Origin of the sequence: Brevibacillus sp. MER 51 (assembly GCF_023714195.1) — a bacterium.
Classification (GTDB): Bacteria; Bacillota; Bacilli; order Brevibacillales; family Brevibacillaceae; genus Brevibacillus.
This window is the reverse complement of record NZ_JAMAUS010000026.1, coordinates 1-24,843: the sequence shown is the minus strand read 5'-3', so window position 1 is coordinate 24,843 and position 24,843 is coordinate 1. Positions and strand designations below refer to the sequence as shown.

Sequence of the window (24,843 nt, the reverse complement as noted above, 5' to 3'; positions counted from 1 at the left end):
TAATGGTATTGTTCATATTGGCTGTTCTTTCTAGAACCAGCATAGCGGATGGAAGTTACGGTCATGGTTGGAGGTGGATTTGTCTTGTCGAAGTCAAACACGAAACGCATCATGATCAGCTTGCCACAACACTTGCTTCAGGAAGTGGATGGCGTTATTCAAAAGGAAAAATCCAATCGCAGCGAGTTTATTCGCCAAGCGATGCATTTGTATTTGAAAGAGCGAAAAAAACGCACAATCCGTGAGACCATGCAAAAAGGGTACATGGAGATGGCGAAGATCAATCTGAATATGGCATCGGAGGCTTTTGGCGCTGAAGAAGAGGCTGACCATACTCTTGTCCGCTTAGTTAGCGGGGTGTGACTGGTGATTGTCAAACGTGGCGATGTGTTTTTCGCGGACCTGTCCCCGGTCGTTGGCTCTGAGCAAGGAGGCGTACGGCCTGTTTTAGTCATTCAAAACGACATTGGAAATCGATTTAGTCCGACGGTCATCGTCGCTGCCATTACGGCGCAGATTCAAAAGGCGAAGCTGCCTACGCATGTGGAAATTGACGCAAAAACTTATGGATTTGATCGTGACTCCGTTATTCTGTTGGAACAAATACGAACCATTGACAAACAACGTCTCACTGATAAAATTACGCATCTCGATGACGAGATGATGGATCGGGTTAATGAATCCTTGCAAATCAGTTTAGGACTCATTGATTTTTAACGTGTGAAAAAAGATCAGACCATTTGATAGGAAAAGCCACTTGAGTGAAGCAAGTGGTTTTTTGCTGTCAAATTTGCAGGGATTTCGCAGGTGCACATCGAACTGTTCGAAAAGAGAATATCAGACAAAATGTGACACAATATGATTTATTTTTCGAGGTAGAGAAAAAACTCATTTCTACCTACCAAGCGAGGCGGAAGGGGTTTTTTTGGTTGTGGCAGACTATTCTCCTGAGACAATCAATATAGAACAAGAATCAGACATCGTGACGGCGCGACAAGTGGGGCGAAATATGTCGAAGTCGTTTGGCTTTGGCACGATCACGCAGTCCCGCATCGCCACGTCAATCTCTGAATTAGCTCGCAACATTTATTTGTATGCGGGTACGGGGACGATCACCATTTCGCCGATTGAGCGCGAAGGAGTAATCGGCCTGCAAATAATAGCACATGACAGTGGTCCAGGGATTCCTGATATCCGCCAGGCATTAGATGATGGCTATTCGACTTCGGGTGCCCTCGGGGCCGGATTGCCGGGTGTCAGGCGCATGATGGATGAATTTGAGATCCACAGTACCCTGGGAGAAGGGACGCGTGTCGTTGTTGTGAAGTGGAGCGATTAAGCAAAGGAGGAATGAGATAGATGGTAACCCGGAGCTTCCAGGAAGAGTATGTCAAAATTCTTCGGGATTACCTGAGTGCTCAAGGGGAGGACCAGCTTTATGGAGCCCAGCAGTTGGGCAAATGGATGCTTTCTCAAGATATTTCACCAGAAGAAATAACTGATTTGCATGCGCAAGCGCTTGAGCAGCTTGGGGAAGTGCCAGAGTTTGTGCGCTCCTCCTTCTCCATTTTGACAGAGGTCATGATTGAATATGGGAACGAGCACCGATCCGTAAATAGCTGGCGGAATCGGCATCAACAGATGGAATCAGAAATAGCCGTGGCCAAAGCGATGCAGCAATCCCTTTTGCCAAGTGAGGTTCCGGTCTACCCAGAGCTGGAGATTGGCGTAGTGAGTATTGCCGCGAAACAAATCTCGGGCGACTATTACGACTTCATTGAGCAAAGTGACGGGCGTTTTGGCGTCGCTATTGCAGACATTACCGGAAAAGGAATGCCTGCTGCGATGTGTATGTCGATGGTGAAATATGCGATAGACAGCCTTGGACAAATGGAGCTGGGTCCCGATGAAATGCTGCACCATTTAAACCGGATCGTGGGAAGAAATATTGATCCGAGCATGTTTGTGACGATGCTTTTTGGCAGTTACGACTCAGTGGAACACTGTTTCCGTTATGCGATGGCAGGACACGAGCCAGGATTTTTGTACAAGTCGGCGGAAGGAAAATTTTACGATCTCGAAGGGCGAGGGAATGCACTCGGTTTATGCCCAAACAGTGAATACCAGGTTCAGGAGATTTATTTAGAAATAAATGATGTTCTGATTCTTCTGACGGATGGTGTAACAGAATGCAAAAATAACCGATATTATTTGCAAAGGGAAGAGCTTGTACACCATTTGCAAAAAGAGGTGGGCGAATCTGCCCAAAAGATGGCAAACGGCCTGTACAATAGACTGCTTCTGCTCTCCCAGTTTAACCTGCTGGATGATTACACCATGATTGTACTTCGAAGAACCTAAGCAACGTACGGGGGGAGACGCAGATGGACCTGCTAATTAAGACAACGAGCCTTGGAACTGAGCACCGAGTGGTCCTTGGTGGAGATATTGATGCTTTTACAGCACCGAAAGTAAAGGAAACACTCATGTCACTCGTCACCAAGCCGGATATCAATCACATTACGGTTGATTTGGAAGCAGTAGAATACATGGACAGTACCGGAATCGGAATTTTCATCGGGATTATGAAAGAGTGCATCCAACGAAATCGTACATTTGAGGTGCACAAATTGTCTCCGCGTGTGGAAAGGCTATTTCGCATCACTGGCTTATACGATCATATTGCCATCCGCAAAGGAGAGAGCGAGTAATGGGTCCAAATCGACCTCAGGCAGACGTGATTCAATTGACTTTGCCAAGCAAGGCGGAGTATTTGGGAGTAGCACGTCTGACTGTATCCGGTATAGCCAACCGTATGGGCTTTTCTTTTGACGAGATTGAGGATATCAAGCTTGCCGTCGGAGAAGCATGCACGAATGTAGTAAGACATGCATACAAGGAAACAGAGAATCCTTGCTCCATTCATATCCAATGCCACGTTTATGAAGATCGATTGGTGATCGAGATAAGCGATCAGGGCGTTGGGTTTTCAAATGAGCTCATTGCTGAGCAACTGACGCCGATTTATGCAGGGAAAAACCTTGAGGATTTGGATGAGGGCGGGCTCGGGCTCTATCTCATTCACACGCTTATGGATGAGGTGGAGATTCGCTCTGAGTCAGGAGTAGTAGTCTCCATGACCAAGTATGTTCGGCAGGATGGGGTGGCTGGCAATGACTGGACAATCTCGGAAGCAGAAATATAGTCCAGAGGAGTTGAAGGAGCTCATCCACCTGTATGGTGAAACAAAAGATCCTGCGATACAGGAACAACTGGTGAGGGCCTATACTCCTCTTGTGGAATCGTTAGCGAAGAAGTTTGTTCGCGGACAAGTCATGTATGAAGACCTCGTGCAAGTCGGATTAATCGGCCTGCTTGCTTCCTTTCGTCGGTTCGACCCTAGCTTTGAGCGGACATTTGAGAGCTTTGCGATTCCGACTATCGTAGGGGAGATTAAGCGCTATATTCGGGACAAGACATGGAGTGTCTATGTTCCGCGCAGAGTAAAGGAGCTGAGCCCGAAGATCAAAAGGGTGGTCGACGAGCTCACGATCAAGCTGCAGCGATCTCCCCAAATTGCGGATATTGCCAACAGCCTCGGCGTTACAGAAGAAGCGATTCTGGAGACATTGGAGATGGGGCGCAGCTATCATTCACTCTCTATGGATAGCGAGCTGGAAGCGGATCTGGACGGCAACACCATTTCTTTACTCGACCTGGTGGGAACGACGGAAGAAGGGTACGGAGCAGTCGAGCAGAATCTAATGCTGGAGCGGGCCCTGCAAATTTTGGATCATCGTGAAAAAGAAATCATTCAATTAACTTTTTATCAAAATTTGAGTCAGAAGCAAGCTGGGGACATCATGGGGATGTCGCAGATGCATATATCCCGCCTTCAGCGCAGGGCGTTGGGCAAGCTGCGAGAAGCATTGAGAGTGGAACAGCTGGAAACCGCGACGTAGAGGGGCCAAGTGGCTCCTCTTTTTTCTTCCCTTTTTCCAGTCCTTGTTAGCAAATGTGGTACAATAAACGACGAAGAATGAGCGCAGGAGGACAGGTATGGAGCTTACGTTGATGATCCAGACAATCGCCCAAGATACGGGTGTCAAACCTCACCAGGTGGAGCGCACGGTTGCCCTTCTGGATGAAGGAAACACGGTTCCTTTTATTGCCCGCTACCGCAAAGAAATGACGGGGCAGCTAGATGAAACACAAATTCGAGCGATTGAGGAACGCGTTCGCTATTTACGCAACCTGTCAGTGCGGAAGGAAGAGGTTGTTCGGCTCATCGATGAGCAAGGCAAGCTGACGGACGAGCTGCGCACAGCTATTGAGCGTGCGACAAAGCTGCAAGAGGTAGAGGATCTGTACCGCCCTTACCGCCAAAAACGCCGCACGCGTGCAACCATGGCCAAGGAGAAGGGACTAGAGCCACTTGCCAACTACCTCATGAGCATACCGAAAACCGGGAATCCGGAAGAAGAAGCAAAACCATATATCAACTCGGAAAAAGGCGTCGAGACGACTGAGCAAGCTCTGCAAGGAGCAAAGGACATCGTGGCGGAACTTCTGTCTGATGACCCAGAAATTCGCCAGTGGATTCGTCAACGCACCGTGCAAAAAGGATTGCTTCTGACGGAGCAGAAAGCCGAAGAAGCAGACGAGAAAAATGTATACCAGATGTATTACGCATATAGTGAGCCTCTGAAAAAGGTCGTTCCCCATCGGGTACTGGCCATCAATCGGGGAGAAAACGAAGGTATTTTGAAGGTTTCTATTGAGGCCCCAGTCGCAGAGATTTTGGCTTGGATGCAAAAACGCACCATTCCGCATGAGACAGTTGCCCGCGATCTACTGACATTGACAGTCGAGGACGCGTATAAGCGCCTGATTGCCCCTTCTATTGAACGAGAGGTGCGCGCTGAATTGACAGAGGCTGCCGAGGAACGTGCTATTCACATCTTTGCGGAAAACCTGCGCAATTTGCTGCTTCAACCGCCTGTAAAAGGCAAAGTCGTCCTTGGGGTAGATCCGGCGTTTCGTACAGGCTGTAAGCTCGCCGTTGTAGACGAAACCGGCAAACTGCTGGAGGTTGCAGTCGTTTATCCAACCCCTCCGGCCAATAAAGTGGCAGAAGCTACAGTGAAAGTGAAGCAGTTGATCGAAACCTATGGAGTTACGGTTGTCGCGATTGGGAACGGTACTGCTTCGCGCGAGACAGAACAGTTCATTGCCACGCTGCTGAAAGAGCTGAAGCGTGAGGTGATGTACATCATCGTGAACGAGGCAGGAGCATCCGTGTATTCCGCATCCGCCTTGGCTAAGGAAGAATTCCCGGACCTGGATGTAGCAGAGCGAAGTGCGGCATCGATCGCCCGACGTTTGCAAGACCCGCTCGCGGAGTTGGTCAAAATCGATCCAAAGTCCGTTGGGGTCGGTCAGTACCAGCACGATGTTTCCCAATCAAGGCTGGCAGACAGTCTGCAGTTTGTGGTTGAGTCTGCCGTAAACCATGTCGGGGTAGATGTGAATACGGCTTCTCCTTCTCTCTTGCAGTATGTATCAGGGATCAGCCGTCAAGTGGCGGGGAATATCGTGAAAAAACGGGACGAGATCGGGAAGTTCACGGAGCGCTCCCAGCTAAAGGCGGTTCCACGCTTAGGTGCTAAAACGTACGAGCAGTGCATCGGATTTCTGCGCGTGATGGACGGAGCGAATCCACTGGATAAAACACCGATTCACCCGGAATCGTACGATGCGACCCACCAGCTACTGTCGATGCTGGGCATTAGCGCTCAGGAGATCGGTAGTGAGAACTGCAAGGAACGCGTGCAGTCTTTGGATGTAAAAGAGACCGCTGCGAAGCTCGGGATTGGCGAGCCAACACTGCAAGACATTGTAGACAGCCTCTTGCGTCCTGGTCGCGACCCGCGTGACGAACTGCCAAAACCACTCTTGCGAAGTGATGTCCTTCAGTTGTCTGATCTGAGTGTGGGCATGAAGCTGCAAGGTACTGTGCGCAACGTGGTCGACTTCGGAGCGTTTGTGGATATCGGTCTGAAAAACGACGGTCTCGTACACATTTCCCGCTTGAAGAAGGGCTTTGTGAAACATCCACTTGAAGTGGTGACTGTTGGCGATATCGTAGATGTATGGGTAGTAGAAATTGACGAGAAACGTCAGCGTGTAGGGATGACCATGATCGCCCCAACGGAAGGGTAAGAATGAACTAAAAGGCGGCCTCCTGTCAGTCAGGGCGGCCGCCATTTTTTTCTAAATATAAGAACCAGCAACTGTTGAGCACACGGATTTGGCGAACGTCCTTCCCATTAAAGGCACGTTGCAACTGCCTGCGCATCCATTGTGGCATGAAAGTACCTCCTGGAGATATTCGTCTATAGGCAATGTATGCGCCGAGACGAGCAGGAGGTGCCTAGAATTTTTATTTACTCTTCTTCTTCGAGCAAATACTCCAATTGGGCTTGTAGGGCACGGATCTCTGTCAATAAAGAGATGAGGGGATACTCGGTCTCTTGTAGGGCAGCGAAGCGTCGCTCCAGACCACTGACGTACGCCAAACCATCCACGATCGAAAGCCCGCTCTCTAACCGTTCCACATCCGCACAGTCTGCCAGAACCGTAGGCAATTCAGGGCGCTCTGTGATCGTCAATTTGTCGATTTCCTTGTTAAGTCGTTTTAATAGAGCGATTAATTGGTACATATGCGTTTCGGGCAACGAGACAAACTGTAGTCCGTCACTGGACTGCAACAACAAATAGCGCATGAACTCCTCCACCATTCTGTCTAAATGACCGTTTATTTGTGAAAAACGTCTCGACGTTTTTCATTAAACAGGATATGACCGCATGTGGTCGGCAAATAAACGGTTATAACCGTTTATTTGCACTCAGTGTAGCCTATCTGTCTGGCACTTTTCAACTGGAACTGCTATGGTGAAAAGAAGGAAGCGGAGGAGATGAGATGACCGATACGGAACTGCAAATGCTGGTAGAGCAAATATCCAGCGAATTTTTTGCCAAGCCCTTTCGCCATCAGGCCCGCTTTAACAGCAGATTGCGCACGACTGGCGGGAGGTATTTGCTGTGCTCGCATGACATTGAATTGAACCCGAAGCATTTGCAGGAGCATGGTGTGGAGGAATTGATTGCGATCATTAAGCATGAGCTTTGCCATTATCATTTGCACATAGAAAAGCGCGGGTATCGTCACGCGGATCAGGATTTTCAACTGCTTCTGCGTCAGGTCGGGGGGAGCAGATACTGTCAACAGGTAGGAAACGGACGTACAACCCTGCCTTATCGCTACGAGTTGGTTTGCAAGGAATGTGGTATGAGCTACAAACGTAAACGAAAGATGAACCCGAGCCGCTATCGTTGTGGGCGCTGCAAAGGAAAGCTGCTGTTGCGCGAGCTAACGACATAAAGAGTCAGAGGCGTTTAGCTTTCTTGCACGTCTTTTGACAGCAGGGGTATAATGAACAGACGAAAAATGTTTTCCGCGAAGGAAAAGGAGCGTTTGAAGTGGCACACGACGAATTTTCCCTGATCCGGCAATGGACAAGTCGTTCTGCGGGGCAGGAAGGGAACGGTTTGACCGTCGGGATAGGGGATGATGCCGCTGTCTTCTCCCCAACGCCAGAAATGGAAGTCGTAGCCTGCTGCGATGCGATGGTGGAGACGGTTCATTTTTTGAAGAAAACGATGAATCCTAGTGATATCGGATATAAAGCTGTTATCAGCAATGTGAGCGATGTTGCAGCGATGGGCGGGGTTGCCCGGTATGCGCTTGTCAGTATCGCGGTAAGTCCGCAATGGACGCCTGCCGAATGCCAGCAAATCTATGAAGGTATTTACGAGGCTTGTCAGGCATATGGAGTTCGTGTCATTGGTGGCGACACCGTTTCTGCGCCTGATGCCCTGCACCTAAGTGTTACCGTACTGGGTGAGGTGGAAAAAGGGCGTGCCATTCGCCGCTCACAAGCAAAGCCTGGGCAGCTTGTTTTTGTTACAGGGCATGTCGGAACTTCTGCAGCAGGACTACATCTTCTCCTGCAAGGCGAGACTGCTGAAAGGGGTGTCTCTTTACCTTGGGAGACATTGATGGATGCCCATCAGCGTCCCGTTGCCCAAATAAAGGCGGGCAGACTGCTGATGGAATCAGGGGCATGTAGTGCACTGAATGATGTAAGTGATGGACTTGCCTCAGAGCTGTGGGAGATTGCTGAGGCGAGTGGTGTATCGATCTTGGTCGATGCTGCAAAGGTACCGATCCATGACGAAGTTCGGGAGTATGCACGGTACGTGGAAAAAGATCCGCTGGAATGGGCTTTTTATGGCGGTGAAGATTATCAATTGGTCGGAACGCTTGCGAAAAGTCACTACGAAGCGGTAAGTAAGCAATTTGCCGCTAGTGGTGTACCATTTACTGTCATCGGTGAGGTGGTGGGGAAGAGGCATGAACCAGAATTGATGCTTCAGCGCGATGATCAACAGCTCCCGTTGCCCAAAGCAGGATTCAACCATTTTAGGAGTGGATGAAAGAGATGAGCTATACTTGGAGGCTCACGGGAGCGCAAGAGACGCAGCGCTTTGCCGAGCAACTGGCAAGTCTGCTTGAGCCAGGTGACTTCCTCGCGATGGAGGGGGATCTGGGAGCGGGCAAGACGACTTTTACCCAGGGGGTGGCCAAAGGACTAGGAGTTCGACAAGTAGTGAACAGTCCGACCTTTACCATCATAAAAGAATATCAGGGGCGCTTGCCGCTTTACCATATGGACGTCTACCGGGTGGGCGATGATCCAGACTCTCTTGGTCTGGACGATTACTTTTTTGGAGAAGGTGTCTGTGTCGTAGAGTGGGCCTCTTTAATCGAGGATGTCCTGCCGACAGATCGGATGACCGTCTTCCTGCGTAGAGAAGGAGAGGAACAGCGGATGATCGAGCTGGTTCCTCAAGGGAATCGTTATGTGAAATTGTGTGAGGAGTTTGATTTTGATGCGCGTACTGGCGATTGATACATCGAATCTGGTGCTAAGTGTAGCTGTGGTAGAGGAAGAGCGGGTCTTGGCCGAAATGACGACGAACCAGCAAAAAAACCATTCCGTGCGTCTGATGGACTGCGTCAGTGAACTGCTCGATGCAACAGGAACAGCGCCAGAGGATCTCAGTGGTTTCGGGGTGGCGAATGGACCAGGCTCCTACACGGGCGTGAGAATCGGTGTTGCCTCTGCAAAAAGCATGGCTTGGTCACTGAATGTGCCAGTCATCGGTGTATCCAGTCTGGAGGTAATCGCCATGAATGCCACCGGGTTCTCTGGATTGATTGTACCGCTGTTCGATGCGCGCAGAGGTCAAGTGTATACGGGCTGTTATCGTTCCGATGGCATGGAGGCGGTGCGAGCGCAGTCCACAGAACAAATCATCCTGTTGCGTGAATGGCTGCCACTGTTGCGAGATCAGGCGCAAGGAGAGCCGATTTTGTTCTTGGGTGAAGATGTAAGGCTTCACCGGGAGACGATTGTGCAAGAGTTAGGGAATCAGGCGCAATTTGCTTCTCCAGCGTTCAATCACCCGCGTGCTGCCCATATCGGCTATGTGGCACTGCGCAAGCTTCAAGACGGCGGAAATGCGCATGAACTGGTTCCAGAGTATTTGCAACTGGCAGAAGCAGAAGCGAAGTGGCTTGCCCAAAAGCAGGCGGGGGCCGTAAAGGAGTAAAAGCATGAGTCAACCAATCGATTTGGAATATCGTTATATGACGATGCAGGACGTTGGGGCTGTGGCAGAGCTGGAGCGCTTGGCTTTTACAACTCCATGGCCGCATGATGCATTTGTCAACGAGCTGACGAGAAATCCAAATGCACGCTATGTAGTCGTCGTTCACCAAAATCGGGTTATCGCTTATTGTGGCATGTGGATCGTGATCGATGAGGCACACATTACCAATATCGCCGTCCATCCATTATATCGTGGAAAGAAGGTTGGATTGGCGCTGATGATCAAAATGATGGGTGTTGCCAAGTTGCAGGGTGCCCATAGCATGACGCTCGAAGTTCGACCTTCGAACACAGTCGCGCGGAACATGTATATCAAGCTCGGCTTTAAAGAGCATGGGCGGCGCAAGGGATATTATTCGGATAACAATGAGGACGCAATCATTATGTGGGTGACATTGTAATGAACAAGACGTATACGTCGCGCTACGAGAAGCGCATACAGCAAAAATACGAAGCACATAGGGAATCAGGTGCTCCTACTTATATTTTAGGAATTGAAACTAGCTGCGACGAGACATCGGCTGCTGTCATTCGCGATGGTCGGGAGGTGCTGTCGAACGTTATCGCTTCCCAAGCCGATATCCATAAAAGGTTTGGCGGAGTCGTGCCGGAGGTGGCTTCTCGCAGACATGTAGAGAATATTACGCTAACCATCGAAGAGGCCCTGACCGAGGCTGGAAAAACGTTGGATGACATTCAGGCAATTGCGGTGACGTACGGGCCTGGGCTTGTCGGAGCCCTGTTAGTTGGCGTGGCAGCAGCAAAAGCCATTTCCATGGCCAGAGGCATCCCGCTAATCGGAGTGCATCATATCGCAGGTCATATTTACGCGAATCGTCTGGTGCAAGAAATGGAGTTTCCGCTGATTGCGCTCGTCGTATCGGGCGGGCATACAGAGCTTGTCTGGATGAAGGAGCACGGTCAGTTCGAGATTTTGGGGGAAACGCGGGATGACGCTGCAGGGGAAGCGTACGACAAAGTAGCACGAGCGCTGAATATGCCGTATCCAGGCGGACCTCATATTGATCGCCTCGCACATGAAGGGGAGGCAAATGTACCGCTCCCTCGTTCATGGCTGGAGCCAGATTCCTACGATTTCAGCTTCAGTGGCTTGAAATCAGCTGTGCTCAATACCTTGCACAATGCAGCACAGCGAGGAGAGACGATCGAACCGGCGAATCTGGCAGCAAGCTTCCAAGACTCTGTAACAGAGGTCCTCGTAGAAAAGACGATTCGGGCTGCTCGCTCGCATGGAGCGAAGCAGGTATTGCTGGCTGGGGGCGTTGCGGCGAATCGTGGACTGCGTGAGAGACTGCAAGCGAGATGCGAGGCAGAAGGAATTCCTCTCGTGATTCCTCCGTTCTCGTTATGCACAGACAACGCTGCGATGATTGGGGCAGCAGGCTTTATCAAGTATGAAAAAGGACAGTTTGAAGGGCTTGATTTGAACGGAGTCCCAAGCCTGTCGCTTTCTGAACAATAGAGTGAATGGAATAAAAGCATCTCTGAGGTTGGATCAGAGATGCTTTTTTGTTTGTTTAAACGAGCGGCTGTAAGTGGGGGGAAGAAGCGTATTTCCAGTCTACGCTTCAATATTTAAATATAATCTAAACCCAAACATAACCCCTATATGCAAGCAGAAGCAAAAGGTGTAGCTGTTCCGTCCATCTCCTATGATTTATCCACATCATAGGATAACTTTCTGGATTGTTCACATGTACTCCTGTGAATACTGGTGATAACACGAGAAAATGACCGGGAAAACCGCATGTACTCTGTGGATTGTTTTGTGGAAAATGTGGATAAAAAAGTCGAGTTATCAACAGGGGGGAGACTCGTGAGAAAGAAACTTGCGCTGATTTGCTTGTCATTCCTGATATTGTTTCTAGCTACAAATATAGGAAAACCGTTGATAGCAAAGGAAAAACAACAAGTCATCATGCTGTTTGTGGAGGGGATGTCGTTTCATGATCTGGAGCAGCTCAAAAAGTTATCTACTGTGGATAAATGGCTGGATGGTGCAGGAGCTGGGGCTCTTTCCATAAGAACACCCGGATCGCGCACAGCCGCAAACGGCTACCTGCTTATGGGGAGCGGCGGTCAAGCGCTTTACTCTGATAAGAGCGGGACAGGCTATCATCCATACGAGGAGCTTTCGTTCAGGGAAACAGCCGGTGAACGGGCGCAACAGCTAGGCAGTGATGAAGCGCACGAGGTGGCGCGCTCCTCGATCATTTTTCCGGGTATTTTCCGGCTCTTGGCAGATAATCGGGAGAAACCGTATTCAGCGCAAATCGGGCTTCTTGGGACCGTGCTTGCAGCCAACAACATTCAGGTCGCTTTATATGGAAACGGTGACTATGAGGATTTCCGCCAGAGACATGCTGTTCTGTTTGCGATGGATCAGCAAGGAAGGATTCCGAAAGGGGACATTTCTTCAAAAAGCATAGAGCTCCTTCGTGGCTATCCGTACGGGATCAAGACCAATTACACGTACCTGCTTGAGAAAATCCGCAGTGAGCGTCAAGCGGGCTTGATCATTGCTCAACTCTCAGATTTATCCCGGTTATACCAGTTGAGTGCGGATATGGATCCGGATCAGTTTACCCGGCAGTATCACCGCGTTTTGCGTGACTTGTCTCTTTTCCTTGACCAGCTCCTTGTGGAACGCAAACCACACCAACGCATTGTATTGGGATCGCCAGCCGTCAATCGTGTGGCGACAAAAGAAAAGGCTCTCTTGTCTCCAGTGTTAATGTGGGGAGACAAAGCGAGTGGACTTTTGACATCAGCTACCACGAGGCAGTCGGGATTAATCAGTGGACTCGATATGGTACCAACTATATTGTCTTGGCTGGACGTACCCGTACCAAAAGGGTTGGCTGGTCATGTCATACGTATTGAAAAAGGGAATGGCCTTCTTGCCCTTCAGAATCAGGTAGACGCAATTCATCATACATATGCGACACGTCCAGCCGTGCTATATACCTATGTCATGCTGCAGATTGTCATTGTAGGATGTGCGGTCGTTCTCTGGTGGTTTGGTCGGAAGCGGGAAGGAGTGGGACATTTTCGGCTTCGTAGAGGAATACGTCTCGCGCTGCTGGCTTTATTATGGTTTCCCGCATTGCTCTTGGCAGAGAGCCTGCTCGACTGGCAGGTATCTGGCGCGGTTGTCTTGGGAGGGCTCATCATGACTGCCTTGATCGCGGCTTTTTGGCAGGAAGCTCATGCTCTCCCGCGAATCGTGATGACGGTTAGCGGAGTCACAACAACCATCCTGCTGGCAGACGGATGGACTGGCGCTCATTTGATGCGACAATCGTACCTCGGGTATGATCCAGTAATCGGAGCGAGGTTTTACGGGTTAGGAAATGAATACGAAGGGGTCCTGATCGGCAGCACGATCATGCTAGTAGCTTCGTTGTATGAGAGAATACGTGGGGGGCAAAAGGAGCTAAGTCGGGAAAATAAATGGTTGCCTGCTGTCTCCGTGGCTATATACAGTGTCGTGCTTTACTATATGGTGGCACCGAACCTGGGAACGGACGCGGGCGGTTTTCTTGCTGGGCTGATCGGATTTGCCGTGGCATTGTCACGTCTTGAGGGCTGGCGAATCGGCAAAAAAGGCCTCCTGTTGTTGGCAGGCGGCCTGGTTATGGGTGTATGCAGTTTGATGGCGATCAGTCTCATGTCAGATCAGCCCTTAACTCATGTCGGACGGCTTTCTCAGCAGATTGTACATGGGGAATGGTCCGAAGTAGGGCAGATGATTGAACGCAAGCTGGCGATGAATCTCCGCTTGATTCGCGTTTCGATTTGGAGCAAAGCATTTGTCGTCTCCCTGATTGCTCTAGGCGTTCTCACCTTGAAAAACGACCGCTTTTTGCACCATCTGGCGAAGGACACGCCATACTTGGTTAAAGGCTTTGTTGGTGTCATTGTGGGTGCACTGGCTGGGTTGATCCTCAATGACTCAGGCATCGTCACAGCAGCCACCTGCATTACCTTTCTGGTGGTGCCTGCTCTCTATGCCGCCTTGGAGGAGCCTGCACAGGAGCGTTGTTCTACGTAAAGAGGGGATTACTCCTCTGATAGCGCGCTCCACTCGTCATACAACTGCTCCAGTTCTTCTTTGGCAGCATGGATTTGATCGTTGCGTTCTTTTGCCTGCACATGATCGCTATAAATTTCCGGGAGACAGAGTTCTTCTTCCCATTTGACAATGTCAGCCTCTCGTTTTTGGATCGTGACCTCAATCTCTTCCAAACGGCGCTGACGTTGACGTTCGCGACGTTTCGCTTCCTTATCTAGCTCATAAGAGGATTTCTCAGGCTGTGCCGCTACGGTACCGCCTTGTTTCTTTGCGGGCTGCGCTGCTTGTTCGGCTGCGAGCTCTTCCAGTTCCTGCTTTTTCTCCACAAAGTAATCGTAGTTACCCAAATAGCTGGTCACGCCATCGCCTGTCAGCTCCAGTACGCGGGTGGCAATCTTGTTTAAGAAGTAACGGTCATGGGAGACGAACAGGATCGTACCCGGATAATCGTATAGGGCGTTCTCGAGCACTTCCTTGCTGAAAATATCCAAGTGGTTCGTCGGCTCGTCGAAGATTAGGAAGTTTGCTTGCTTCAGCATGAGCTTTGCCAGAGAGACGCGTGCACGCTCTCCTCCAGACAGGTCGCTGATCTTCTTTTGTACATCATCACCGCTAAACAAGAAGTTGCCGAGCAAGGTGCGGACATCCTTTTCCAGCATGTTCGGGTATTCATCCCAAATTTCGCCGAGCACTGTATTCCGTTCGTTCAGGTTACGATGCTCCTGATCGTAGTACCCGATCGTTACATTGCTTCCGAAATGAATATCGCCGCGCAGCTTGGGCAACTGTTCCACAATCGTTTTTAACAGTGTCGATTTCCCGATACCATTGGGACCGACCAAGGCCACACGCTCCTCGCGCTCGATTTCAAACGTAAGGCCCTGAGAAAGGACAGCATCCGGGTAGCCAATCGCGACGTTGTTTGCTTTCATCACAATGGTGCCGCTCATTTTCGCCACATCAAAGGAGAAGTGGACGGATTTGTTGTTCATAATCGGCTTGTCCAAGCGGTCCATCTTTTCCAACGTCTTGCGTCGGCTCTGTGCACGTTTGGTCGTCGTAGCCCGAGCGATATTTCGCGCGATGAAATCCTCCAGCTTGGCGATCTCTTCCTGTTGTTTTTCGAATCGCTTCAAATCCTGTTCGAGCCGAGCCGCCTTTTCATCGAGGAAGCGGCTGTAGTTACCGACATAGCGGGTAGCGCGTGTCCGTTCGATTTCATAGACAACGGTCACGAGCTTGTCCAAAAAGTAACGGTCATGGGAAACGACGAGAATGGCGCCCTGATAGTTTTGCAAATACGTCTCCAGCCAAGTCAGTGTCTCGATGTCCAGGTAGTTCGTCGGCTCATCGAGCAGAAGAATAGTCGGAGATTGGAGCAGCAGCTTGGCGAGTGCCAGACGAGTCTTTTGTCCACCGCTCAATGTGCGGATCGGCGTCGTGTAATCGAAGTCGGCAAAGCGCAGACCGTGCAAAACCCCGCGAATCGCACCTTCGTAGCTGTATCCGCCTTTTTCTTTAAAGGCCTCCGAGCGGTGAGAGTAATTTTCCAACAGTTGCTGGTAACGCTTCTCATCAGCGAGAATAGCCGGATCACCCATTTTGGCCTCTAGCTCACGAAGCTCCAGCTCTTCTTTTTGTAGATGGGAAAAAACGCTCAACAACTCATCCCAAATCGATCGTTCCGATTCAAGGCCGCTGTTTTGTGCCAAATACCCGAGTGTAACATCCTTTGGAATGCGGATAATTCCTTTGTCGTAGCTTAGCTCGCCGGCGAGGATCTTCATCAGAGTCGATTTGCCTGCACCGTTTACGCCAACCAGACCAACCCGTTCCCCGGTTTGAATTTGCAGGGAGATGTCTTGTAGAATGGTTTCGATACCATACGTTTTTTCTATATGTTCAGCTTGTAGCAAAATCATCGGATTCACCTCTTTATATACTAATGCCAGTGTAGCCTAGAGAGAGCGGATGGGACAAGCCTCGCGGGAATGTCCCAAGCACGTTACGAAAGAGGGAAGAGGTTGTCATGGACCAAAAAACGAATAAAAAACAGCTGCGAAGCCATATTTTGGAGAGGCGCAAGTCCATGTCTGCAAAGGAACGAGAGCAGCTTTCCAGAGAAGTATGCGATCATTTGCTGTCTCATGAAAGGCTGGCTGATGCCAAAGCAATCATGGCTTTCCATCCTTTTGGCGATGAACTGGATATTCTGCCCTTTCTACATGAGGCAAAAAAGCGAGGCCAAGACATATGGTTGCCGCTCACAAACGTTGCCGAGAGACGTCTCATTCCGTATCGGTATACAGGAACGCACATGCTAAAGCAAGGAGTCTACGGGATTTGGGAGCCAGATCCTGCCCTGGCAGAGGAAGCGGACGTATCACACTTGGATGCGATCGTTGTTCCCGGCGTTGCTTTTGACAGCAAGGGCGGACGTATGGGGTATGGTGGTGGTTATTATGACCGCTTTCTGGCAACGCTGAAAAAGCTCCCGTTCCTGGTTGGAGTCGGTTTCTCTATTCAGGTTGTGGAGCATGTGCCCCTAGAGTCTCATGATGTTTTGCTAGATGCAGTTGTCACCGAAAAAGGTCTGCTGCATTTTTGAATGTTTTGTGTCAGTAGCTTTTTCATGCCTTCTCCTGCCGCGAATGGTGCTATCCACCAAGGAAAAACGACGAGACGTTTTTGACAGAAAAGTGTACAATACTATCGAATGAGAAACCGGAGGAATGTATCGTGAGCAAATGGAAGGTAGGCGTTATTTCTGCAAGTGATTCGATTGCCAGAGGAGATCGTGTGGACGATCGTATGCCAATCGTTCGTCATCTGACAAGGGAATGGCTTCAAGTAGATGTCGCTGTATACCGTGCCGTTAGTGATGATATGGAAGATTTGCAAGAACATATGATTGAGCTCGTAGACCGCGAAAAATGCGATCTGTTGATTGTTACAGGGGGCACAGGACTTAGCCCGCGTGACGTTACGCCAGAAGTGACAGCGTGGGTCATTGACAGACCAGTCCCAGGCTTGGCCGAAGAAATGCGCCGTGCTGGTTTGAAGCAATCCCGACGGGCAATGCTGACCCGTGCCGTTGCCGGAACCAGGGGTAATTCATTGATCATCAACCTCCCTGGGAATCCGAAAGGCGTAGAAATCTGTTTCAATGCGATTGGCGATATGCTTTCCGACGCTTTGCACATTTTGCAAGGAACGGGAGAAGCAAACGAAGATTGGGGAGGATTGCATTGGTAGAAAAACCTCAGATGCGGGAAGTGCCATTGCGTGAAGCGATCGGAATGATGCTTCCTCACGATATGACGCAAATTTTGCCTGGAGAATTCAAAGGACGCTTGTTCAAAAAAGGACATGTTGTCACCGAGGCGGATATTGAGCCGCTGTTGTCCATTGGCAAAGAGCATATTTACGTGCTGGAGATGCCAGAAGGCTACATCCATGAGGAAGAAGCGGGCATTCGTATCGCCAAGGCTGTTTCTGGACCAGGCTTGACCTTAACGCCTCCTTATGAGGGCAAAGTATCAATGAAGGCCGCCAGAACAGGTTTAGCCAAAATCAACGAGGAAGCTGTCCATGCGTTGAACAAGCTCGAAGGAATTGCGTTCTCCACGATTTACGGCGATCAGGTCGTACATCCCGGACATACATTGGCGGCTACGAGAATCATCCCGTTAATTATGGAGGAGTCTCGAATCATCGAGCTGGAGCAACTGGCCAAACAGTTTGAAGAACCGATTGTACAAGTAAAAACGTTTCAGGATAAAAAAGTGGGACTTGTTACGACAGGGGGAGAAGTCTTCTCTGGCAGGATTGCAGATAAGTTCGGTCCTGTCATTCGAAGCAAGGTGGAAGCTCTCGGATCTACTGTCGTGGACCAGCGTTTTGCCCCAGATGACAAGGAAGCGATCGAACAACAGATTCACTCATTCCTCGATGAAGGTGTCGATCTGATCCTGGTCACAGGGGGCATGTCTGTCGATCCAGATGACCGCACGCCGGGAGCGATTGCAGGAGTAGGAGCAGAAGTGGTGCGCTACGGTACGCCGATGCTGCCGGGCTCCATGCTGATGGTTGCTTACAAAGGTGATGTGCCGATTCTCGGGTTGCCGGGAGCGGTCATGCATGAAACGTTTACTTCCTTTGATGTGTTTTTGCCGCGCATCTTAGCTGGGGAGCGAATTGTGGCTTCCGATATGACAAGACTCGGATATGGTGGTTTACGAAAGTGCTAGCTGGTTAGACTGGCAAATAACGAAAAGCAAATGACTTCACAAGAAAAAGGAGTGAACACGTATGAGCTCAATCGGGATTCCTGGATTAATCTTAATTTTAGTTTTAGCCTTGGTGCTTTTTGGTCCGAAAAAGCTTCCAGAATTGGGGCGTGCGGTAGGTCATACTTTGAAAGAATTCAAAAATGCTACGCGTAGTCTGACAAGCGATGATGAAGACGACGATGAAGAGAAAAAGCGCAAGGAGCTAGCCGCAAAAGAAGCGTCTGCCAAAACAACGCCGGTTATCGCTGAGAAGGAAGCAGCTGAGCGGGAGCGAATTGAACGCGAAGTTCGTGAAAAAATGGAACGCGAGCGCTTGGAAAAAGAAATCCGCGAAAAGCTGGAGCAAGAGCGCCTGCAAATGGAAAAAGAGCAGAAGAACGCGTAACAGGTAAGGTTGGTGGTTACCATGAAGGATCAGGAAATGACAGTGGTAGAACACCTGACGGAACTGCGCAAGCGCATCATATGGGTGCTGGCCGTGTTTATTGTCGCATTGATCGTCGGTTTTTTCCTCGCCGGTCCACTCGTGGATTATTTAAAGCAAGAACCGATTGCGGATGGCGTGCCCATTGTCTCGTTGCATCCGTCAGACGCACTTCGTGTTTACATGCAGGTTGCCTTCCTTGTGGGCGCTGTCATCACACTGCCTGTAGCACTTTATCACGTTTGGCGTTTTGTCTCACCAGGGATGGAAGTACATGAAAAGCGCGGGACGCTTTATTTCATCCCGGCGGCTTGTTTTCTGTTTATCGTTGGTATCGTGTTTGGCTACTACGTCGTTTTCCCGATGGTTATGCAGTTTATGACCAGTATTACAGCATCGATGGGCGCTGACCCGAACTACGGAATCGCGCAATACTTTGGTTTCATGTTTAATATGGTCATTCCGTTCGGGATACTGTTCCAGTTGCCAATTATCGTCATGTTCCTGACGAGACTGCGCATCCTCAATCCAATGAGGCTGGCAAAAGCACGACGTTACGCTTACTTTGCATTGGCTGTCGTCGGGATTACCTTGACGCCTCCCGAGATTGTCAGCGATATTCTCGTGATCATCCCTTTGCTGCTTTTGTACGAGCTGAGCATTTGGCTATCCCGTGTTGTTTATCGCAAGCAATTGAAAGAACAAGAAGCGTGGGAACAAGAATACGGCAGTTTGGAAACAAACGAACCCGTTCAATAACGAGCATGAGAAAAGTCTTCTGTCCTGAGTGACAGAGGACTTTTTTGGTATTCCAGCAGCAATTGGGAAATACTACGGTCGTTATGATCCGGGAGGTGCGGAATATGTGGCTGATCGTATGTTTGGCGTTGTTTTTTTCAGGGAGTACTGTTAATGCCGCCGGGCTGGGGGAGCCTATTGAGCTGTTTGATACGGACAAGCAACGCGTTGTGGCTAGCTTTGAAAATACAGCTGGATTTCAGGAGGAAGCCCAACAGATTTTACAGAGTGTGAGTGGGCGGGTCTTGGAGTTTAATCCATCGTTGGATTCCGCTATGATCGTAAAAATTCCGCTAGTCCCCCCAAAGCCGATCAAGCTAAAATCCGCAAAGCTCGATGCGATGATTGCAGAGATGTTTGTCATCATGCCCAAAAAAGGGGAGCGTCGTCCGTGGCTGATCCTGCACACGAAAGAATATGAGACGGTTGTTGTGGAGTTTACTGAAAAAGTTGACCACCTGAGGGAACAGGTTAAATTGCCGTAAAGTGGCACCTGTTTTGCAAAAACAAGCCCGGTCGTCCATAAAAAGCGACGAGACCGGGCTTTTCGTTTATTTTGTGGGAGTGAGGAAGGTTTGGGTGAAGTAGTCTGTATATACACCCACTCCTAGCTGGGTGAAGCCTTTTTCGAGTACGTTTTTACGATGGCCTGGACTATTCATCCAACCTTCATGGGCTTCGATGGCATCCGTGTAACCTGCTGCAATATTCTCTCCAGCCATGCTGTAAGCGAGAGAGGCACTTTTCATGCGGTCAAATGGATTACTCCCCGTAGTCGCAGAGATATGATCGAAGAAATTGTTACCCTCCATGTCCATGCTGTGTTTTCGTGCCACATCGGCAGCCTTTTCATTCCATTGAAGGGGCGGAAGCTTGTATCGGTAGCGGGAGACGTTGACCAGATCGAGGATTTGGCGCTCAGATGCAGCATTGACTTGTTCTCGTTCACCAACACGAAGCGGAGGGGGATCAAAATTGGGCGCCTGACCTTGATAGGTCCATTTCGTTTCGTAAAAACTGCCGCGCAACAGCATTTGGGTATCCATCATACGTACTGCGGTGACCTTGTTGCCATTCTGCTTGTCCAAATAATAAATGTAGGGTGTGCCGTCTTTCATAACGAGAGGGCGTTGCTGCTTTTGATTGGTGATCTGAATGTGTGCCCCCTGAAAAGAGAAAGAAACAATGTTTTGTACATCCAACTGACGTTCCAGTGATTGCTGGCTGGTGCCGACTCCGATGTTTCCGAGCTTTGCTGTAGGAGCGAGCGAATACACATCGACGACTTTGTCATTTGAGATACCGACTTGAATGTATCGCGCAGGGTCACGATTATACACCCACCATTGATAGCCGAGACTGCTTGGCTCTTTGCGAGCAGGCTCACCTAACCGTTTGTGCACTTCCTCAGAAGACATGCCGAGAGCGATGCCAAAAATCGTGTTAGGCTTCTCCTCTCGAATGAGTGCTGCAGGTGGTTTGGCTGTTGCAGGCTTTTGGGGAAGCGACAGAGAGGCAGGGACGGCATCGGGTGTAGTCTGTTTTTCAGGCTGCCCGATGGAGAATACGGGAGGTTGACCGACCCAGGCGGTTTGGGAAGTTTCATCCCACCCGACAGGCTTATTCAAGTGGCGACTGATCATGGACAGAGGTACATATAGCGTTCCTTCGTATTTTAGGGAAGCTGGTATTTCCTTGCCTTCCTCCATGTAGTACCCGGGCTTTTCGCTTGTGACGATTTCACGGCCATCCCAATAGATGGAGGCAGGGTTAAGGTTGCCCCGTATAAAGGAAGTAGTATCCGAAGTGAAGAGACGGCTGATTCCCAAGACTCCCAGGGCAATTAAGCCGATCCAGAGCCATTTGTGCATGGAACAATTCCCTCCTTGGCGAGCTTGCCTGATTCTATGTTTCATTTATATGAGCGTGTCCGAATACTAGAACCTTTTTGCTAGAGAATGCAATTTAATAGGAGGAAGAGTAGTCAAGCAGTTGCAAATGGAAAAAAGTGAGGGAAACTACTTGCAAAGTACATAGTGATTCATTATTATAGGAATTGGGTGTTAGCACTCATAACAGTCGAGTGCTAACAACGTAAATTTGTTTACCTACATTTTTTGAGGAGGGTGTTTTTAGTGCTTAAGCCATTGGGTGACCGTGTGGTAATCGAAGCTATCTCCAAAGACGAAACGACTGCAAGCGGTATCGTTTTGCCTGATTCTGCAAAGGAAAAACCGCAAGAAGGCCGCGTAATCGCAGTAGGTTCTGGCCGTGTTGCTGACAACGGCGAGCGCATCGCTTTGGAAGTAAAAGAAGGCGATAAAGTAATCTTCTCCAAATACGCTGGTACTGAAGTAAAGGTAGACAACAAGGAATACCTCGTGCTGCGCGAATCCGATATCCTCGCGATCATCGGTTAAGGCTCTTGACATAGGAAGTCGAACGAATAAACACATAACAGGAGGTTGAGTTTAGATGGCTAAACAAGTCAAATTCTCTGAAGACGCTCGCCGCTCCATGCTGCGCGGTGTTGAAACTTTGGCAAATGCGGTTAAAGTAACCCTCGGTCCAAAAGGCCGTAACGTGGTTCTTGAGAAAAAATTCGGTTCTCCGTTGATCACTAACGACGGTGTTACCATCGCGAAAGAAATCGAGCTGGAAGACGCTTACGAAAACATGGGTGCGCAACTGGTTAAAGAAGTTGCTACCAAAACCAACGACATCGCTGGTGACGGTACAACAACTGCAACTGTACTTGCTGCAGCTATGATCCGTGAAGGTCTGAAAAACGTAACTGCTGGCGCTAACCCAATGGTTATCCGTCGTGGTATGGAAAAAGCAGTTCGTGCAGCTGTAGAAGAAATCAAATCCATCGCGAAGCCGGTTGAGAACAAATCCTCTATCGCGCAAGTAGCTGCTATTTCCGCTGACGATCAAGAAGTAGGTAACCTGATCGCTGAAGCAATGGAAAAAGTGGGCAAAGATGGCGTAATCACTGTTGAAGAATCCAAAGGATTCGTAACAGAGCTGGAAGTAGTAGAAGGTATGCAATTCGACCGTGGCTACGCTTCCCCTTACATGATCACTGACACTGACAAGATGGAAGCGGTTCTGAACAACCCTTACATCCTGATCACTGACAAAAAAATCTCCAACATCCAGGAAGTTCTGCCTGTACTGGAGCAAGTCGTACAAAGCGGCAAACCACTCCTGATCATCGCTGAAGATGTTGAGGGCGAAGCGCTCGCTACTCTCGTAGTGAACAAACTGCGTGGTACCTTCACAGCTGTAGCGGTTAAAGCACCTGGCTTCGGCGACCGCCGCAAAGCTATGCTGCAAGACATCGCTGCTCTGACTGGCGGCGAAGTAATCACAGAAGAACTGGGTCTGGACCTGAAATCCACTAAGCTGGAGCAACTGGGCCGCGCTGGCAAAATCGTGGTTACAAAAGAAAACACAACTGTTGTTGAAGGTGCTGGCGACAAGGCTTCCATCGAGAGCCGCGTAACCCAAATCCGTCAACAAATCGAAGATACTACTTCCGATTTCGATCGCGAAAAACTGCAAGAGCGTCTGGCTAAATTGGCTGGCGGTGTAGCAGTAATCAAAGTCGGTGCAGCTACTGAAACCGAACTGAAAGAGAAAAAACTCCGCATCGAGGACGCTCTGAACTCTACTCGCGCAGCAGTAGAAGAAGGTATCGTACCTGGCGGTGGTACTACTTTGATCAACGCAATCAAAGCGGTTGAAGCGATCAATGTAGGTGGCGAAGAGGCTGTAGGTGTACAAATCGTACTCCGTTCCCTGGAAGAGCCAGTTCGTCAAATCGCTGCGAACGCAGGACTCGAAGGTTCTGTAATCGTAGAGCGTCTGAAAAAAGAAGCAGTGGGCATCGGTTTCAACGCTGCAACTGAAGAGTATGTAAATATGCTCGAAGCTGGTATCGTTGACGCGGCGAAAGTTACTCGCTCCGCATTGTCCAACGCTGCATCTGTAGCGGCTATGTTCCTGACTACAGAAGCAGTAATTGCTGACAAACCTGAAGAAAACAAAGCTCCTATGGGCATGCCAGATATGGGTGGCATGGGCGGTATGGGCATGATGTAAGAAAGCGGCTTGCCGTTTTCTTTAAGAAGAGGCAGACAAATCGTCTGTCTCTTTTTTTATGTGCATATTCGTCCATCTCATTGGAGCGTGGAATTCTTCCTTTACCCGCTGATCTTTTTGAAGAACGAAAAATTTAGCACCATTCCGTTAGGCGTGCTTACACTATTTGGGGAATACAACACGGTGTGTTTGACTATCTATGGAAGGACTTGTATCAGGGGTGATAAAATGAGCAAGCGCTGGATTAGCTTTGATCTGGATGGAACTTTGATGCAAAACCCGTTTGGGGCGTGGGTATTTCCGGAGATTGCGCGTGTTATCTCCGGTCAATTGGGGAGAGAGCATGACATTGTTTCTGAAATGGTAGCCGAGCATGAGCAGCGGATGTCCCAAGAACGCTATGTAGAAGCGTATGACTGGGATGATATCCTTGGCAGTAGATGCGATGCGTGGTGTATAGAAAAAAGGATTGATATTGAATTGTTGGTTCGGAAACACTCTGTAGTGCCCAAGGTTCATTTGCTCGAGGATGGAATTCTTCAGGTGCTCGAGGAGATAAAGAAGCGGGGCTTTTCTTTAGCCGTGGTCACAAATGGCTTTTACAAGTTTCAGGCACCAGTAATGGAGGCACTAGGCTTGCTGGATTACTTTGATGAGATCATTACGCCAGAACGAACTGGTACTGGCAAGCCTGACCCAGCTATTTTGCAAAAACTGCAGGGAAAAGTAATTGCTCATGTAGGAGATCGTTTGGATCATGACATTCAACTTGCTAACCGCAGTCATGTAACCTCAATTTTAATAGAACGAAATTTGCCAGAGGACTTGTTAAAGCTCCAACCGCGGATGCGTGCAAATGTTCATGGAATGCGTCTGTTTTGCTTGGAGAAGTGGAGGAGGGAGTGCAAGAATCCGTTATTGTCAGAGCTTCCGGAGCTTTTCATGCCGCGAATTGTTATTAGCTCTATGGGAGAATTCCTGTCTGTTCTAGCTAAACCGGGAGTGGGATAAAATTCTAGGTAATAATGCTTGCGTTTTTGCTACCGACTTGGTATGATAACTCTTGTCGCTTTTGAAGGGAATTTTAGAGAGAATGAAAAAAACTTCAAACTTCTAAAAATAACCCTTGATTTTCAAAAGAAGATCTGATATAGTTTAAAAGGTCGGCGCCACAGGCGCTAACGACGAAAGAAAAGAACGATATGCTCTTTGAAAACTGAACAGCGAAAGCGTTAATGAGTCTATCATTAAATGATTTGCCAGCTTTGAACCAGTAACAAACTTTATTGGAGAGTTTGATCCTGGCTCAGGACGAACGCTGGCGGCGTG

28 protein-coding genes are annotated in these 24,843 nt (G+C 49.3%); 24 read left to right on the top strand and 4 right to left on the bottom strand.

What is annotated here, in order from left to right:
• The first annotated feature begins 63 nt into the window (after positions 1–63).
• From M3630_RS29120 to M3630_RS29085, 8 genes are all read left to right on the top strand, one after another.
• Complete coding sequence (locus M3630_RS29120; protein WP_007721089.1) at positions 64–363, top strand: CopG family ribbon-helix-helix protein; 300 nt, start codon at positions 64–66, stop codon at positions 361–363.
• A gap of 3 nt (positions 364–366) precedes the next feature.
• Positions 367–717, top strand: coding sequence for a type II toxin-antitoxin system PemK/MazF family toxin (locus M3630_RS29115; RefSeq protein ID WP_005830205.1), 351 nt, complete (start codon positions 367–369; stop codon positions 715–717).
• Between the two features lie 208 nt (positions 718–925).
• Positions 926–1,339 (top strand): anti-sigma regulatory factor, encoded by a 414-nt coding sequence (locus M3630_RS29110; RefSeq protein WP_173611930.1) that lies wholly within the window; start codon positions 926–928, stop codon positions 1,337–1,339.
• Between the two features lie 20 nt (positions 1,340–1,359).
• Complete coding sequence (locus M3630_RS29105) at positions 1,360–2,361, top strand: PP2C family protein-serine/threonine phosphatase (RefSeq protein WP_173611931.1); 1,002 nt, start codon at positions 1,360–1,362, stop codon at positions 2,359–2,361.
• A gap of 23 nt (positions 2,362–2,384) precedes the next feature.
• Positions 2,385–2,711 (top strand): anti-sigma factor antagonist, encoded by a 327-nt coding sequence (locus M3630_RS29100; RefSeq protein WP_173611932.1) that lies wholly within the window; start codon positions 2,385–2,387, stop codon positions 2,709–2,711.
• On the top strand, positions 2,711–3,205 hold the full coding sequence (gene rsbW / locus M3630_RS29095) for an anti-sigma B factor RsbW (RefSeq protein ID WP_232774748.1): 495 nt from the start codon (positions 2,711–2,713) through the stop codon (positions 3,203–3,205). The genes M3630_RS29100 and rsbW overlap by 1 nt, the downstream gene beginning before the upstream one ends.
• Complete coding sequence (gene sigB / locus M3630_RS29090) at positions 3,174–3,962, top strand: RNA polymerase sigma factor SigB (RefSeq protein WP_088910503.1); 789 nt, start codon at positions 3,174–3,176, stop codon at positions 3,960–3,962. The genes rsbW and sigB overlap by 32 nt, the downstream gene beginning before the upstream one ends.
• A 97-nt stretch (positions 3,963–4,059) precedes the next feature.
• Complete coding sequence (locus tag M3630_RS29085; protein WP_251254506.1) at positions 4,060–6,222, top strand: Tex family protein; 2,163 nt, start codon at positions 4,060–4,062, stop codon at positions 6,220–6,222.
• Positions 6,223–6,247: 25 nt separating this feature from the next.
• On the opposite strand, the gene cmpA is transcribed toward M3630_RS29085, so the two are convergent.
• Positions 6,248–6,370, bottom strand: coding sequence for a cortex morphogenetic protein CmpA (cmpA, locus tag M3630_RS29080; RefSeq protein ID WP_012684250.1), 123 nt, complete (start codon positions 6,368–6,370; stop codon positions 6,248–6,250).
• Between the two features lie 76 nt (positions 6,371–6,446).
• Complete coding sequence (locus M3630_RS29075; protein ID WP_232774744.1) at positions 6,447–6,785, bottom strand: hydrolase/acyltransferase; 339 nt, start codon at positions 6,783–6,785, stop codon at positions 6,447–6,449.
• Between the two features lie 197 nt (positions 6,786–6,982).
• Here M3630_RS29075 and M3630_RS29070 point away from each other — a divergent pair, with 197 nt between their 5' ends.
• From M3630_RS29070 to M3630_RS29040, 7 genes are all read left to right on the top strand, one after another.
• On the top strand, positions 6,983–7,444 hold the full coding sequence (locus M3630_RS29070) for a SprT family protein (protein ID WP_251254505.1): 462 nt from the start codon (positions 6,983–6,985) through the stop codon (positions 7,442–7,444).
• A 98-nt stretch (positions 7,445–7,542) separates the two neighbouring features.
• On the top strand, positions 7,543–8,559 hold the full coding sequence (gene thiL / locus M3630_RS29065; protein ID WP_221869308.1) for a thiamine-phosphate kinase: 1,017 nt from the start codon (positions 7,543–7,545) through the stop codon (positions 8,557–8,559).
• A gap of 5 nt (positions 8,560–8,564) precedes the next feature.
• Positions 8,565–9,035, top strand: coding sequence for a tRNA (adenosine(37)-N6)-threonylcarbamoyltransferase complex ATPase subunit type 1 TsaE (gene tsaE, locus M3630_RS29060; protein ID WP_251254504.1), 471 nt, complete (start codon positions 8,565–8,567; stop codon positions 9,033–9,035).
• Positions 9,016–9,738: a tRNA (adenosine(37)-N6)-threonylcarbamoyltransferase complex dimerization subunit type 1 TsaB gene (gene tsaB, locus M3630_RS29055; RefSeq protein WP_173611939.1), complete on the top strand. Its 723-nt coding sequence runs from the start codon at positions 9,016–9,018 to the stop codon at positions 9,736–9,738. Before tsaE ends, tsaB begins: the two co-directional genes overlap by 20 nt.
• Positions 9,739–9,742: 4 nt before the next feature.
• Entirely contained in the window at positions 9,743–10,198 is a 456-nt protein-coding gene (rimI, locus tag M3630_RS29050) for a ribosomal protein S18-alanine N-acetyltransferase (protein WP_219663124.1), read from the top strand.
• Complete coding sequence (gene tsaD, locus M3630_RS29045; RefSeq protein WP_251254503.1) at positions 10,198–11,280, top strand: tRNA (adenosine(37)-N6)-threonylcarbamoyltransferase complex transferase subunit TsaD; 1,083 nt, start codon at positions 10,198–10,200, stop codon at positions 11,278–11,280. Before rimI ends, tsaD begins: the two co-directional genes overlap by 1 nt.
• Before the next feature lie 354 nt (positions 11,281–11,634).
• A complete protein-coding gene (locus tag M3630_RS29040) occupies positions 11,635–13,872 on the top strand; it encodes a hypothetical protein (RefSeq protein WP_251254502.1) in 2,238 nt (745 codons plus the stop codon).
• An 8-nt stretch (positions 13,873–13,880) separates the two neighbouring features.
• Here the strand turns inward: M3630_RS29040 and abc-f are convergent, their stop codons facing one another.
• Positions 13,881–15,815 (bottom strand): ribosomal protection-like ABC-F family protein, encoded by a 1,935-nt coding sequence (gene abc-f, locus M3630_RS29035; RefSeq protein ID WP_173611942.1) that lies wholly within the window; start codon positions 15,813–15,815, stop codon positions 13,881–13,883.
• Positions 15,816–15,922: 107 nt separating this feature from the next.
• Here abc-f and M3630_RS29030 point away from each other — a divergent pair, with 107 nt between their 5' ends.
• The 6 genes from M3630_RS29030 to M3630_RS29005 all read left to right on the top strand — a co-directional run bounded on the left by M3630_RS29030 (position 15,923) and on the right by M3630_RS29005 (position 19,892).
• Positions 15,923–16,501: a 5-formyltetrahydrofolate cyclo-ligase gene (locus M3630_RS29030; protein WP_173611943.1), complete on the top strand. Its 579-nt coding sequence runs from the start codon at positions 15,923–15,925 to the stop codon at positions 16,499–16,501.
• A gap of 131 nt (positions 16,502–16,632) precedes the next feature.
• On the top strand, positions 16,633–17,148 hold the full coding sequence (locus tag M3630_RS29025; protein WP_012684262.1) for a MogA/MoaB family molybdenum cofactor biosynthesis protein: 516 nt from the start codon (positions 16,633–16,635) through the stop codon (positions 17,146–17,148).
• Positions 17,142–18,143 (top strand): molybdopterin-binding protein, encoded by a 1,002-nt coding sequence (locus M3630_RS29020; protein ID WP_251254501.1) that lies wholly within the window; start codon positions 17,142–17,144, stop codon positions 18,141–18,143. Before M3630_RS29025 ends, M3630_RS29020 begins: the two co-directional genes overlap by 7 nt.
• 61 nt (positions 18,144–18,204) lie before the next feature.
• Entirely contained in the window at positions 18,205–18,570 is a 366-nt protein-coding gene (gene tatA, locus M3630_RS29015) for a twin-arginine translocase TatA/TatE family subunit (protein ID WP_173611945.1), read from the top strand.
• Between the two features lie 21 nt (positions 18,571–18,591).
• Entirely contained in the window at positions 18,592–19,368 is a 777-nt protein-coding gene (gene tatC / locus M3630_RS29010; RefSeq protein ID WP_173611946.1) for a twin-arginine translocase subunit TatC, read from the top strand.
• A 104-nt stretch (positions 19,369–19,472) separates the two neighbouring features.
• On the top strand, positions 19,473–19,892 hold the full coding sequence (locus M3630_RS29005; protein ID WP_173611947.1) for a hypothetical protein: 420 nt from the start codon (positions 19,473–19,475) through the stop codon (positions 19,890–19,892).
• Between the two features lie 66 nt (positions 19,893–19,958).
• Here M3630_RS29005 and M3630_RS29000 read toward each other — a convergent pair whose 3' ends face one another.
• Entirely contained in the window at positions 19,959–21,278 is a 1,320-nt protein-coding gene (locus M3630_RS29000; protein ID WP_251254500.1) for a CAP-associated domain-containing protein, read from the bottom strand.
• A 264-nt stretch (positions 21,279–21,542) separates the two neighbouring features.
• Here M3630_RS29000 and groES point away from each other — a divergent pair, with 264 nt between their 5' ends.
• The 3 genes from groES (at position 21,543) to M3630_RS28985 (ending at position 24,525) form a co-directional block, all read left to right on the top strand.
• Positions 21,543–21,827 carry a co-chaperone GroES gene (gene groES / locus M3630_RS28995; protein ID WP_007721023.1) on the top strand — a complete coding sequence of 95 codons (285 nt, stop codon included), beginning with the start codon at positions 21,543–21,545 and terminating at the stop codon, positions 21,825–21,827.
• 55 nt (positions 21,828–21,882) lie between these two features.
• Positions 21,883–23,514: a chaperonin GroEL gene (gene groL / locus M3630_RS28990; protein WP_047074052.1), complete on the top strand. Its 1,632-nt coding sequence runs from the start codon at positions 21,883–21,885 to the stop codon at positions 23,512–23,514.
• A gap of 228 nt (positions 23,515–23,742) precedes the next feature.
• The gene (locus M3630_RS28985) at positions 23,743–24,525 is read left to right on the top strand and encodes an HAD family hydrolase (protein WP_251254499.1); all 783 of its coding nucleotides are present in this window, start codon (positions 23,743–23,745) and stop codon (positions 24,523–24,525) included.
• Positions 24,526–24,843 lie beyond the last annotated feature (318 nt).

What these genes read in the sequence shown, in the direction of transcription:
- M3630_RS29120 (WP_007721089.1), top strand. Translation starts at nt 64, where the DNA reads ATGGTTGGAGGTGGATTTGTCTTGTCGAAGTCAAACACGAAACGCATC.
- M3630_RS29105 (WP_173611931.1), top strand. Translation starts at nt 1,360, where the DNA reads ATGGTAACCCGGAGCTTCCAGGAAGAGTATGTCAAAATTCTTCGGGAT.
- M3630_RS29100 (WP_173611932.1), top strand. Translation starts at nt 2,385, where the DNA reads ATGGACCTGCTAATTAAGACAACGAGCCTTGGAACTGAGCACCGAGTG.
- rsbW (WP_232774748.1), top strand. Translation starts at nt 2,711, where the DNA reads ATGGGTCCAAATCGACCTCAGGCAGACGTGATTCAATTGACTTTGCCA.
- sigB (WP_088910503.1), top strand. Translation starts at nt 3,174, where the DNA reads ATGACTGGACAATCTCGGAAGCAGAAATATAGTCCAGAGGAGTTGAAG.
- M3630_RS29085 (WP_251254506.1), top strand. Translation starts at nt 4,060, where the DNA reads ATGGAGCTTACGTTGATGATCCAGACAATCGCCCAAGATACGGGTGTC.
- cmpA (WP_012684250.1), bottom strand. Translation starts at nt 6,370, where the DNA reads ATGCCACAATGGATGCGCAGGCAGTTGCAACGTGCCTTTAATGGGAAG.
- M3630_RS29075 (WP_232774744.1), bottom strand. Translation starts at nt 6,785, where the DNA reads ATGCGCTATTTGTTGTTGCAGTCCAGTGACGGACTACAGTTTGTCTCG.
- M3630_RS29070 (WP_251254505.1), top strand. Translation starts at nt 6,983, where the DNA reads ATGACCGATACGGAACTGCAAATGCTGGTAGAGCAAATATCCAGCGAA.
- tsaE (WP_251254504.1), top strand. Translation starts at nt 8,565, where the DNA reads ATGAGCTATACTTGGAGGCTCACGGGAGCGCAAGAGACGCAGCGCTTT.
- tsaB (WP_173611939.1), top strand. Translation starts at nt 9,016, where the DNA reads ATGCGCGTACTGGCGATTGATACATCGAATCTGGTGCTAAGTGTAGCT.
- rimI (WP_219663124.1), top strand. Translation starts at nt 9,743, where the DNA reads ATGAGTCAACCAATCGATTTGGAATATCGTTATATGACGATGCAGGAC.
- tsaD (WP_251254503.1), top strand. Translation starts at nt 10,198, where the DNA reads ATGAACAAGACGTATACGTCGCGCTACGAGAAGCGCATACAGCAAAAA.
- abc-f (WP_173611942.1), bottom strand. Translation starts at nt 15,815, where the DNA reads ATGATTTTGCTACAAGCTGAACATATAGAAAAAACGTATGGTATCGAA.
- M3630_RS29030 (WP_173611943.1), top strand. Translation starts at nt 15,923, where the DNA reads ATGGACCAAAAAACGAATAAAAAACAGCTGCGAAGCCATATTTTGGAG.
- tatA (WP_173611945.1), top strand. Translation starts at nt 18,205, where the DNA reads ATGAGCTCAATCGGGATTCCTGGATTAATCTTAATTTTAGTTTTAGCC.
- tatC (WP_173611946.1), top strand. Translation starts at nt 18,592, where the DNA reads ATGAAGGATCAGGAAATGACAGTGGTAGAACACCTGACGGAACTGCGC.
- M3630_RS29005 (WP_173611947.1), top strand. Translation starts at nt 19,473, where the DNA reads ATGTGGCTGATCGTATGTTTGGCGTTGTTTTTTTCAGGGAGTACTGTT.
- M3630_RS29000 (WP_251254500.1), bottom strand. Translation starts at nt 21,278, where the DNA reads ATGCACAAATGGCTCTGGATCGGCTTAATTGCCCTGGGAGTCTTGGGA.
- groL (WP_047074052.1), top strand. Translation starts at nt 21,883, where the DNA reads ATGGCTAAACAAGTCAAATTCTCTGAAGACGCTCGCCGCTCCATGCTG.
- M3630_RS28985 (WP_251254499.1), top strand. Translation starts at nt 23,743, where the DNA reads ATGAGCAAGCGCTGGATTAGCTTTGATCTGGATGGAACTTTGATGCAA.